13 protein-coding genes and 1 other RNA gene are annotated in these 10,361 nt (G+C 60.9%); 6 read left to right on the top strand and 8 right to left on the bottom strand.

Annotated elements, in window-relative coordinates; genetic code table 11:
* Nucleotides 1-7 precede the first annotated feature (7 nt).
* Nucleotides 8-379: a helix-turn-helix domain-containing protein gene (locus tag ACR3EK_RS03770; protein WP_093964756.1), complete on the bottom strand. Its 372-nt coding sequence runs from the start codon at nucleotides 377-379 to the stop codon at nucleotides 8-10.
* A gap of 301 nt (nucleotides 380-680) precedes the next feature.
* On the opposite strand from ACR3EK_RS03770, the gene ACR3EK_RS03765 reads away from it, so the two are divergent.
* Entirely contained in the window at nucleotides 681-1,637 is a 957-nt protein-coding gene (locus tag ACR3EK_RS03765) for an NADPH:quinone oxidoreductase family protein (RefSeq protein WP_480632716.1), read from the top strand.
* A 5-nt stretch (nucleotides 1,638-1,642) separates the two neighbouring features.
* Here ACR3EK_RS03765 and ACR3EK_RS03760 read toward each other — a convergent pair whose 3' ends face one another.
* On the bottom strand, nucleotides 1,643-2,524 hold the full coding sequence (locus ACR3EK_RS03760) for a LysR family transcriptional regulator (RefSeq protein ID WP_093965049.1): 882 nt from the start codon (nucleotides 2,522-2,524) through the stop codon (nucleotides 1,643-1,645).
* Nucleotides 2,525-2,651: 127 nt separating this feature from the next.
* Here ACR3EK_RS03760 and ACR3EK_RS03755 point away from each other — a divergent pair, with 127 nt between their 5' ends.
* Together ACR3EK_RS03755 and ACR3EK_RS03750 are read left to right on the top strand one after the other, a co-directional pair.
* Nucleotides 2,652-2,867, top strand: coding sequence for a DUF1127 domain-containing protein (locus ACR3EK_RS03755; protein ID WP_093964754.1), 216 nt, complete (start codon nucleotides 2,652-2,654; stop codon nucleotides 2,865-2,867).
* A gap of 173 nt (nucleotides 2,868-3,040) precedes the next feature.
* Nucleotides 3,041-3,778: a Bax inhibitor-1/YccA family protein gene (locus tag ACR3EK_RS03750; protein WP_170340154.1), complete on the top strand. Its 738-nt coding sequence runs from the start codon at nucleotides 3,041-3,043 to the stop codon at nucleotides 3,776-3,778.
* Between the two features lie 139 nt (nucleotides 3,779-3,917).
* Here ACR3EK_RS03750 and ACR3EK_RS03745 read toward each other — a convergent pair whose 3' ends face one another.
* Together ACR3EK_RS03745 and rpmG are read right to left on the bottom strand one after the other, a co-directional pair.
* The gene (locus ACR3EK_RS03745) at nucleotides 3,918-4,424 is read right to left on the bottom strand and encodes a lipoprotein (RefSeq protein WP_170340151.1); all 507 of its coding nucleotides are present in this window, start codon (nucleotides 4,422-4,424) and stop codon (nucleotides 3,918-3,920) included.
* A 219-nt stretch (nucleotides 4,425-4,643) separates the two neighbouring features.
* Nucleotides 4,644-4,811 (bottom strand): 50S ribosomal protein L33, encoded by a 168-nt coding sequence (gene rpmG, locus ACR3EK_RS03740; RefSeq protein ID WP_007799108.1) that lies wholly within the window; start codon nucleotides 4,809-4,811, stop codon nucleotides 4,644-4,646.
* 292 nt (nucleotides 4,812-5,103) lie between these two features.
* Here rpmG and ACR3EK_RS03735 point away from each other — a divergent pair, with 292 nt between their 5' ends.
* The 3 genes from ACR3EK_RS03735 to ACR3EK_RS03725 all read left to right on the top strand — a co-directional run bounded on the left by ACR3EK_RS03735 (nucleotide 5,104) and on the right by ACR3EK_RS03725 (nucleotide 6,990).
* Nucleotides 5,104-5,739, top strand: coding sequence for a DUF1326 domain-containing protein (locus ACR3EK_RS03735; protein WP_149774645.1), 636 nt, complete (start codon nucleotides 5,104-5,106; stop codon nucleotides 5,737-5,739).
* Entirely contained in the window at nucleotides 5,720-6,580 is an 861-nt protein-coding gene (locus tag ACR3EK_RS03730) for a DUF2182 domain-containing protein (RefSeq protein ID WP_480632715.1), read from the top strand. Before ACR3EK_RS03735 ends, ACR3EK_RS03730 begins: the two co-directional genes overlap by 20 nt.
* A 77-nt stretch (nucleotides 6,581-6,657) precedes the next feature.
* Nucleotides 6,658-6,990 carry a GYD domain-containing protein gene (locus ACR3EK_RS03725; RefSeq protein WP_480632714.1) on the top strand — a complete coding sequence of 111 codons (333 nt, stop codon included), beginning with the start codon at nucleotides 6,658-6,660 and terminating at the stop codon, nucleotides 6,988-6,990.
* A 7-nt stretch (nucleotides 6,991-6,997) separates the two neighbouring features.
* Here ACR3EK_RS03725 and rnpB read toward each other — a convergent pair.
* The 4 genes from rnpB to gatA all read right to left on the bottom strand — a co-directional run bounded on the left by rnpB (nucleotide 6,998) and on the right by gatA (nucleotide 10,358).
* Nucleotides 6,998-7,413: RNase P RNA component class A (gene rnpB, locus ACR3EK_RS03720), an RNA gene on the bottom strand.
* A gap of 12 nt (nucleotides 7,414-7,425) precedes the next feature.
* Nucleotides 7,426-8,193 (bottom strand): N-acetylmuramoyl-L-alanine amidase, encoded by a 768-nt coding sequence (locus ACR3EK_RS03715; protein WP_480632713.1) that lies wholly within the window; start codon nucleotides 8,191-8,193, stop codon nucleotides 7,426-7,428.
* Nucleotides 8,132-8,830, bottom strand: a complete 699-nt coding sequence (locus ACR3EK_RS03710) for a hypothetical protein (protein ID WP_093964748.1) — start codon at nucleotides 8,828-8,830, stop codon at nucleotides 8,132-8,134. The genes ACR3EK_RS03715 and ACR3EK_RS03710 overlap by 62 nt, the downstream gene beginning before the upstream one ends.
* Before the next feature lie 40 nt (nucleotides 8,831-8,870).
* A complete protein-coding gene (gatA, locus tag ACR3EK_RS03705) occupies nucleotides 8,871-10,358 on the bottom strand; it encodes an Asp-tRNA(Asn)/Glu-tRNA(Gln) amidotransferase subunit GatA (protein WP_480632712.1) in 1,488 nt (495 codons plus the stop codon).
* Between the last annotated feature and the right edge of the window lie 3 nt (nucleotides 10,359-10,361).

Below are 10,361 nucleotides of genomic sequence, written 5' to 3'. Positions count from 1 at the left end.
CCCGGTCTCAGGCCACGTCGCTGAGAACTCGCGCAAGCTCAAACAGGCGCCGGCGCTGGTTTTCCGGGATCGCGTAGTAAGACCGAACCAGATCCAACGCTTCCTTGTCGCCCATCAGATCAGCAGGGACCGACTTTTTGCCCGAGTCTTCCTTCTGGGCGTCCTCCAGACCTTCAAAGAAAAAGCTGACCGGAACGTCCAGAGCTTCGGCAATGTCCCACAGGCGTGATGCGCTGATGCGGTTGGCCCCGGTTTCGTATTTCTGGATCTGCTGGAACTTGATACCGACCTGCTGTGCCAGCTGCTGCTGCGTCATGCCAATCAACCAGCGGCGATGCCGTACGCGCTTGCCCACATGGACATCGACGTGATGGGTCATTGGTATTCTCCTCTGTTACACACAACCGCCCGGGAAAACGCTAACTGAACCATGACCGCACACTAGCGAGACGCTTGTAAAGAACTCTCTAATACGGAACGTGCCCCCCGAAACAGCACTGACAAGCAATATTGCCGCTTTTTGGAAAATTTTCAAGATGGTTGAATCTGCGCACCTGAAGGAAGGTTTACGGTTGTGCACGATTTGGCCAGTGCGACAAAGACGCCCCGGCCATTCCCTTCCGGAATGATTGACAAGTCAGGGGCGGCCCCGATCAATGGCACCAACATGGAGATTTGAGATGCTGGCCTACCAGATCCAGTCTGCCGGAGAGCAGGCCAAATTGCGCGAGATACCCGTGCCCTCGCCCGCCGAAGGCCAGATCCGCGTGGCCATTCGCGCCTGCGGGCTGAACTTTGCCGATCTTCTGATGCAGAAGGGCACGTACCAGGATACGCCAGCGGCCCCTTTCACATTGGGGCTTGAGGTTGCGGGGGTCGTAGACGCGATCGGCGCAGGGGTCAGCCATCTGAAGCCCGGGGACCGGGTCGCGGTATACTCAGGCCAGGGTGGATTGGCGCAATACGGTGTTTTTGACGCCGACCGCGCCGTGCTCATCCCCCAGTCGTGCAGCTTTGAAGACGCGGCAGCCATCCAGATCGCCTACGGCACCAGCCATATGGCGCTGGGCCATCGGGCGCGACTGCAGCCGGGCGAGACCCTCTTGGTGACCGGTGCCGCTGGCGGGGTCGGGCTGACGGCGGTCGAGATTGGCAAGCTTATGGGCGCGACGGTGATCGCACAGGCCCGGGGCGCCGATAAACTGGCGGTCGCCCGCGCGGCCGGGGCCGATCACCTGATCGACGCGGACGAAGATCTGCGCGAGCGCGTGCTGGCATTGGGCGGCGCAGACGTTGTCTATGACGCCATCGGTGGCGATGTATTCAAGGCTGCCTTCCGGGCGACCAATCCCGAAGGCCGCCTGCTGCCGATAGGTTTTGCCGGCGGCGAAGTCCCGCAGATACCGGCCAATCACTTGCTGGTGAAGAACCTGACCGTGATCGGGTTCTACATCGGTGGCTATCTGAGGTTCCGGCCCGAGGTCGTTCGCACCAGCTTTGAGACCCTCTTCGCCTGGCATGCCGAGGGACGCATCCGGCCCCATATCAGCCATACCCTGCCGTTGTCCGAAGTGGCGCAGGGCATGGCTCTGCTCAAGGAACGAAAGTCGACCGGGAAAGTCGTCATCACGATCTGACCGGATCAGCCCACCACGGCGCGCAGCGGTGTTCCGCCAAGCATGTGGAAGTTCTGCCGCACCAGCGCGGCGAGGGCCTCAACCACTTCGCCGCGCCCCTGATCGCCTCCGTAAAGGTTGATCATATGCGCCGGCAATTCGGGCAGAACCCCACCTGAATCGATCTTCTCCAGATGTGCCGCCTCGGTCCCCTCAAGCATGGCGTGGACGGCGAGGTCCGCGCTGACGGTTGCCTCGATCGTGCGGTCGTTCTCGGTTTCGACCGACAGCTCCCATGGAATGCCTGCTGCATCCAAGGCGGCAATGACCTGAGGCCGGAAAAGGCAGCGCCGACCCAGAGCCAAAGGAAGCGGCCGGCGCCGCCAAGCCGAGCCTCCTGACGCGCCGATCCAGCGCAGGGGCAGCTCTGCAATGGTTTCACCGCCATCCGAATTCGCAGCCTCAGTCGTCAGGATCACGTCGCATTCGCCACGCCGAAACATCTCTTTCAACTGGATTGAATAGGATGAAACCAACTGCACCCGCACGCGCGGGAAGTCGGCATTGAACCGCTGCAGAACCCGTGGAATAGCCGGGTAGACGATATCGTGCGGCACCCCGAGCACCACCTCGCCTTCAAAGGCCTGATCGGTCAGTTTCGAGATGACCTCGTCATTCAACGCCACCATTCGCCGGGCATAAGCCAACAGCTGTTCGCCAGAGGCCGTCAACGCGATGGTCCGCCCAGACCGGTCCAGCAATTCCAGGCCCAACAGCTCTTCCAGACGCTTCAGCTGCATGGACACAGCCGACTGTGTCAGATGCAGGAAACCGGCGGCGCGCGTCACGCCCCCGTGGTCCGCGACCGCCACGAATGAGCGCAGGGTGGTGATGTCTAGGTTCCGCATCATCAACAATCCTTATGGATTAATTCAAAAACATTCATTTTTAAAATATGCCACAACCCGCCATATAGTTCAAGGAAGCTGATAAGAAAACAGATTTACATCACAGACCGATGAAAGGACACAAGTCATGACCCAAATCGCTGCACACCGACCCTGTGCCTCGGCATCGATCAAAACGGGCAATTGGCTTCAGCGCATGCTTGCGGCCGCTCATCAACGGCGGGAGCTGGCCCGGCTGGATGACCGCGCCCTGCAAGACATCGGGATCACCCGATCAGAGGCCCTGACAGAAGCATCCCGCCCGTTCTGGGACGCGCCCGAAACCTGGCGCAAGCGGCCCTGAATGCACGGCCTGCAACGGATTTCAGCGCCACCTTCCAAAGCGGCGCTGAAATTGTTGACCATATTGCTGAGTTTTGGCCCCAAAACCCTTGAAACATGCGCTACACTCTCCGATATTTGCAGGGAAATCGCCCCGCAACCGGGGGCTGAAAGCTGAATTCAAGGGAGACCTCTATGGCACAATTCGATACGATCCGGACGGCGACTGGCGCGCGCGCTGCCGAGATTGACGAGGGCCTGCGCGCCCACATGAACAAGGTCTACGGCACGATGTCCGTGGGCATGCTGATCACCTTTGCGGTTGCATGGGCCGTCGGCACCAGCCCGCAGCTGTTGTCAGTATTCCGCGATCCGGTGACCCTCAGCCCGAACATTCTGGGCTGGATCGTCATGTTCGCTCCGCTGATCATGGTGTTTGCCTTCGGCGCGGCCATCAACCGCCTCAGCGCAGCTGGCGCTCAACTGTTCTTCTACGCCTTCGCGGCGGTGATGGGCCTGTCGCTCAGCTGGATCTTCGTGGCCTTCACTGGCATTTCGATCGCCCAGGTCTTTCTTGTGACCTCGATCGCCTTTGCCGGTCTGTCGCTGTATGGTTACGTCACCAAGAAGGACCTGTCCGGTATGGGCACGTTCCTGATGATGGGTGTGATCGGCCTGATCGTGGCAATGGTCATCAACCTGTTCCTGCAATCGCCGGCCATCATGTTCGCCGTGTCGATCCTGGGCGTTCTGATCTTTGCGGGCCTCACCGCCTATGACACGCAGAAGATCAAGACCACCTACATCCAGATGGCCCATGCGGGCGATCAGGAGTGGCTGGGCAAAGCCGCCATCATGGGCGCGCTGAACCTGTACCTGGACTTCATCAACATGTTCATGTTCCTGCTGCAGCTGCTCGGCAATCGCGAGTAAGACTGCCGGAGCACCAAATCAAAGGGCGGGCCCGCAAGGCCCGCCCTTTTTTGTTCCGGCGCCAGCAAAGCCAGCCCAAAGAAAAAGGCCCCAGCCAAATGGCAAGGGCCTTTCATCATTGTAATCGCAAAAGATCCGATCAGCTGCAGTTCAGCGGAACCGCGAAACCCGAGCTGCGCGACGAGCCGCCTTTGCGGTATACGTCGCCCGCAGGCAGACAGCCTGTAAAGCGTTCGGTCTGGCTGCCGAACGCGGCCCCAACCGAGTTGTCCACCTTGGTGCTGTTGTTTTCGGTGCGCAACACGCCGAACAGGGTTCCGTTCACGCTCACCGTGCTCAGGAACATGGTACTGCTGCTGCCGGTCAACTGAACGGCAGTAGTGTCGGACCGTCCGCCATTGTCGATGGCAACGCCAGCGACCTTGTCGAATTCTGTCTTGTCAGTGCTGGCCTGAATGGTCGGCAATTCAGCCAACTCAGCCGGGACGTTCGTAGCAGGCGGAACAAAGGCAACGGCGCCTTTGACGTCCGAAACGGTTCTTGGTTCGCCATCAATGCCGGTGAACCCGACGCCTTGGCGGTTGAACGGGTCCTCACAGGCCGAAAGTGTCAGAATGGCGATTGCGGGCAACAAGATTTTTTTCATGGCGCTCAACATTTTGTGGCGGTTTGCTGAACCGTACTGGCAGGCGGGGCAAAAAAGCAAGCCAACACCAATCAGAATACCTGTCGGCCTGATGCGCCTCTGCAACGGCCCGAAACGGCCGGTTCAGGCGGCTTGAGGACCACACGACCCGGTCAAAACAACGAAAAAGGGTCCTGCCGAAGCAGAACCCCTTAAGCTTTCACGTCGAAAAAAGGCAGATTACTTGATCTTGCCTTCTTTGTACTCGACATGTTTCCGAACGACCGGGTCGTATTTACGAACGGTCATTTTCTCGGTCATGGTGCGAGCGTTCTTTTTGGTCACGTAGAAGTGGCCCGTGCCCGCGGTCGAGTTCAGACGGATCTTGATTGTCGTCGGCTTCGCCATGGTTATCTCCTGCGTCCGGAAAGGCAGGGGCCTTTCGGTTGAATTCCTATGAGCGTGCGCTTTTACCCGGTCGCGCGCCCGAGTCAACCGGAATCGGCGGTGTTTCAACACAAATCACAGTATCCGACACACAGTGGATCAGCGCCCGGTTTGGACAGATCACGGTTTCGTGATATGATCGCGTCACAGCATCCCAGAACGCCGCGGTCCAAGGTTGTGCGGCGTGAGGCAGCGAAACCGGGCAAGACCCTCTGTCAGCAGAGTTTTCTTGCACGTCTGCTTGGGGGAAATCATGACAGAATGGAAACTTCAGGGCGAGACGCTGGCCAATTGCAACTGTGATTTCGGTTGCCCCTGCCAGTTCAGCAGCCTGCCCAGTCACGGGAATTGCGAGGCCGTGGTCGTCTTTGACATCACAAGCGGCCACTACGGGGACACGGATCTTTCCGGCCTGCGGGCTGCGGGTGTCTACCACTGGCCAGGCCCGATTCACGAGGGCAACGGGCAGATGCAACTGATCATCGACGAACGGGCGGACGCCGATCAGCGGGCCGCCCTGCAGGCCATCATGTCCGGTGAGGACACCGATGAAATGGCCACCATGTGGTATGTCTACAGCGCCATGGCGCCGACCAAGCATGAGACACTGTTTGCTGAAATCGACGTGAACTGGAGCCGCGAAGACCGGACCGGCTACGCGAAGGTCAAGAACGTGTTCGATGTGGACGTCAAGCCGATCGCACATATCGTCTCGGGCCAACCGCATCGCGCGTCGATCCAGTTGCCGCATGGATTCGAATACCGCCACGCCGAGGTCGCCTCGGGAACGGCCAGGACAAGCGGTTCAGCCATAGACCTGACCTTCGAGTCCTCACATGCCCATCTGGCGCATTTAAATATCTCAGGTCATGGCGTTGTCGGGCCATAGTGCAGACGCGTCGGAACAGGCCCGCCCTGCCCGAACGATCAGCCTCGAGCGAGTACTGCGAAAAGAACGTCTGATCGTCGCTGGAAGTGTCCTTCTGATCGTTTCGGGTGCGGTCTGGTACACGGTCGCCGGTGTCGGGATGCAGATGTCGGCCGTCGAGATGACTCGGATGGCCGGTCCAATTGGCCAGCCCATGCCGATGGGGGCCGGTGCCGTCTGGACGCTTTGGTACGCCGCATTGGTCTTTGCCATGTGGTGGGTGATGATGGTCGCAATGATGACGCCCAGCGCGGCCCCGACTGCCCTATTGTTTGTGGCGTTGAAACGGGTTGGACCCGACAGGCAGCGCAGCGCCAGCTTCGGATTGGCCTTTCTGTCGGGGTATCTTTTTGCCTGGGCCGTGTTCAGCCTTGGGGCAACCGGACTGCAATGGGGCCTGCAACAGATCGGAGCGATGGATGGCCCGATGATGACCATCCGGTCCGGAATCCTGGCGGGCATCGTTCTCTGTGCTGCCGGGATGTATCAGTTCAGCGGGTTGAAATCCGCGTGCCTCCGCCATTGTCAGAGCCCGGCTGCCTTTCTGACCCGCCACAACCGGCCCGGGTATTGGGGTGCGTTTCGATGCGGCGCCCTGCACGGAGCCTACTGCTTGGGCTGCTGCTGGGCCTTGATGGCACTGCTGTTCGTCGGCGGCATCATGAACATTTGGTGGATCGTCGCAATCGCCGTCTATGTCGCGCTGGAAAAGCTGTCGCCCCGGGCGGGATGGCTGACGCCGGTCGCCGGTGTCGTTTTGATCGGATTGGGAGCCTGGGTGTTGATCACCGCATTGGTTTGATGCGGCAAGCCTGTCTTCCGGGCCAAGGAGCCGGCCAATTGGAGCGCTCTGCACATTTCGTTCACGAGGAGATCGTCATGCCTGTCTTCATCACCTATGCCTCTTATTCCAACGCCGGTGTCAAAGGGATGCTGAAGAAACCGGAAAACCGCACCGGGCCGGTGTCGGCGCTGCTGGAGAAGGTTGGCGGCAAACTGCTGGCGTTCTACGTGACGACCGGAAGAAATGACGTGGTGGTCATCAGCGAAGCTCCGGACGGAACGGATGCCGTGGCCGTTGGTATGGCCGTTGCGGCTTCGGGGGCGGTTTCGCGTGTCGAAACGGTTCGGGCCTGGTCGGCCGACGAATTTGTTGCCATCACCGAGAAAGCCTCGAAACTGGTCGCGGCCTACACACCGCCCGGAGGATGAAGAAGATACGCGCGGAGGGCCTGTAAGCCGGATCCTGTTCCGGGGTTGCCCCCTTCGATGACCATTCCTCTAGGCCGGGCATTGCTGCGCGGCTCGAGCTGCCAACCCGGTCCCTCTCGGCCAAGGCGAGCCTAGCGGCGGTATCGGCTGACGCCGACCGGCCCGCGCGGGGACCCTATTCGGCATTGCTCCCGGTGGGGCTTGCCGTGCCGCCGCTGTTGCCAGCGGCGCGGTGGGCTCTTACTCCACCGTTTCACCCTTGCCATGATGTGCCGGAGGCGAACCTCCGATCCGTCATGGCGGTCTGTTTTCTGTGGCGCTTTCCGTCGGGTTTCCCCGCCCGGGCGTTACCCGGCACCGTTGCCTTGTGGAGTCCGGACTTTCCTCTCGGGCCTAAGCCCCAGCGGCCATCCGGCCCTCCGCGCGGTTGCCGGGTTAAACGTCCACCCGAATACCGTCAAGGTGTTCCATCAAACCAGCCAGTCGTTCGATGTCGCCCATATCCTTCTTGGACAGGGGCCCGCGCCGCCACGGGGCAAACCGGCTTCGGAACGCTTTCAGCAGATCCGCGGCAGGGGCTTTGGGGTATCCGGCCCTCTTGGCAACCAATGCAAAGTATTGGTCGTCTGGCGGCAATTCATCAAGGCATATACCCTTCAGAACGGCCGGCCCCGCTGCCATTTTTTGTTGCGCGAGACGATCCCAATCAAACTTGGGACCGGGATCAAGCTTTCGCTCGGGGGCCATGTCCGAATGGGCGATAACGTTCCAGGGCTTGATCCCCAACCGCTCTTGCAAATTTGAAAGCAGGTTTTCCAATACCGCCATCTGCGGTTCGGAGAAAGGATGATCGCCGCGATTGTCGAGTTCGATCCCGATGGAGCGGGAATTGATGTCGCTGAACCCCCGCCATGCACCTTCACCGGCGTGCCAGGCGCGATCTTCCTCACGGACCATCTGCCAGAGCGTTCCGTCGCAGCCGATCAGATAGTGGGCCGATACCTCGGTGGCCGGGTCGCACAAACGCTCGAGCGCGGCTTGAGCGCTGTTCATCGCGGTGTAGTGAAGCACCACCAGCGACGGCTTCAACCCATCCCGGCGGGGGCCGAAATTGGGGGATGGGTGCCAGATCGGCGAGAGTTCAGTTGCCGACGGCACTGCGGAACGGGCTGGGGTCCCAGCCGCAGGCAAATCCGTCGCCATCCGGGTCCAGGCCCTTGCGGTCGCGCTGGGGGCCACCATTGGCCAGGAAATCGATCTGGGCCTGGTCGGGCGATGCGTAGCCTGCGCAGTTGCGTTGTGCCTTGGCCTGCAAATTGAACCCGGCTCGGCTGTAGAGCTGTGTTCCAACTGGATTGGTCGTAGTAAGAGCATATTGGACGATATTGGGCTGTCCGTCCGACCCGCGCTGAGGAACCGCCGTCGGCGCGACAACCTCGTATGTCTGACGGTTCTGCTGAATCAGCGCGGCATCATCCTGGATGCTGCGGCTGCTTGAAACCGCTGCGAAATCCTGCTCGTTCGAAATGCCGTTTGAGCTTACGGCCACCGGTGCAGTCGGCTGCGCCGATGTGCTCGCCAATGCCGCCGCGGTCTGGTTGGCAATGTCCGTGGCGCTGTCGCCCGTCGTGAAGGGGGCAGGACCGGCTTCGGCATTCAACTGCTCCTGCGAAATGGCCGGGGGCGGCAGCAGCGGGTTGCCTGCTGCGCCCTGCCCGGCCAGCTGCGCCTCGCGTTCGGCCTGATACTGCGGCGTATTGAAGCCGGAGTCCGTGACTGGTGCCACGGTATCGCAAGCCGCGACGAACCCGAAGGCCGGAATGAGAAGCATTTTGCGCATGGAACTGCTCCGTCCTCGCGTTGTTACCGCTGCCTGAGGGTTACCACCATTTGCCCGGCTTGGCCACAAACCCGGCGGCATTCTCGAGAGCGTAGGCGGTATTCAGAAGGTCACCTTCTTCCCACGGACGACCGATCAGCTGCAGCCCCAGCGGCAAGCCCTGCCCGTCAAGACCGGCGGGAACCGAGATACCCGGAAGACCCGCGAGGTTGACGGTCACGGTGAACACGTCGTTCAGATACATCTGCACCGGGTCAGCCTCGGTCATTTCGCCCAGACCGAACGCCGCCGAAGGTGTCGCCGGTGTCAGGATCGCATCGACGCCTGCGGCAAAGACATCCTCGAAGTCTTTCTTGATCAGGGTCCGCACCTTGCGCGCGCGGTTGTAATAGGCGTCATAGAAACCGGCTGACAGCACGTAGGTGCCGACCATGACGCGGCGCTGCACCTCGTGGCCAAAGCCTTCGGCGCGGGTCTTTTCATACATCTCGGTGATGCCGTCGCCCTGCGCCAGCTGCGCACGGCGGCCATAGCGCACGCCGTCATAGCGCGCCAGGTTCGACGACGCTTCGGCCGGCGCGATCACGTAATAGGCGGGCAGCGCGTATTTGGTGTGCGGCAGCGAGATGTCGACGATCTCGGCCCCCGCATCACGCAGCATTTCGGCCCCATCGGCCCAGAGCTTTTCGATCTCGGCGGGCATGCCATCCATCCGGTATTCCTTTGGAATGCCGATTTTCTTGCCCTTGATGTCTCCGGTCAGCATGGCCTCAAAATTCGGAACAGCCAATTCTGCGCTGGTCGAGTCCTTCGGGTCGTGCCCGCACATCGCCTCAAGCATGATGGCCGCATCGCGCACGTTCTTGGTCATCGGCCCGGCCTGATCCAGCGAGGACGCAAAGGCCACGATGCCCCAGCGCGAGCAACGGCCATAGGTCGGCTTGATGCCAGTGATTCCGGTAAAGGCGGCGGGCTGCCGGATCGAGCCACCGGTGTCGGTTCCGGTCGCTGCCAGGCACAGATCGGCTGCGACGGCAGACGCCGAGCCACCCGAGGAACCGCCCGGGGTCAGCTGCGCGTCATCATTGCCGCGCCGCCAAGGGTTCATCGCATTGCCATAGACCGAGGTTTCGTTGGACGAACCCATGGCGAACTCGTCCATGTTCAGCTTGCCCAGCATCACCGCGCCCGCATCGGCCAGTTGCTGCGAGACTGTGGATTCGTATTCGGGCTTGAACCCGTCCAGAATCTTGGACGCAGCCTGCGAGGGCACGCCCTTGGTGCAGAACAGATCCTTGATGCCGATCGGAAGGCCACACATGGCAGGCGCGTCGCCCGCCTTGATCCGCTCGTCTGCGGCCTTCGCACGCTCCAGCGCGATTTCCGGGGTCTTGTGCACGAAAGCGTTCAGGACATCGGCTGCGTCGATCGCCTTCAGGCAGGCCTCGGTCAGCTCGACCGAGGTCACATCTCTGTTGCGCAGGGCGTCGCGGGCCTCGGCAAGGCTCAGTTTGTTCAGATCGGACATGTC

The sequence above is a fragment of the Ruegeria sp. BC8 genome (assembly GCF_056535705.1).
This window is presented reverse-complemented; position numbering and strand designations above follow the sequence as displayed.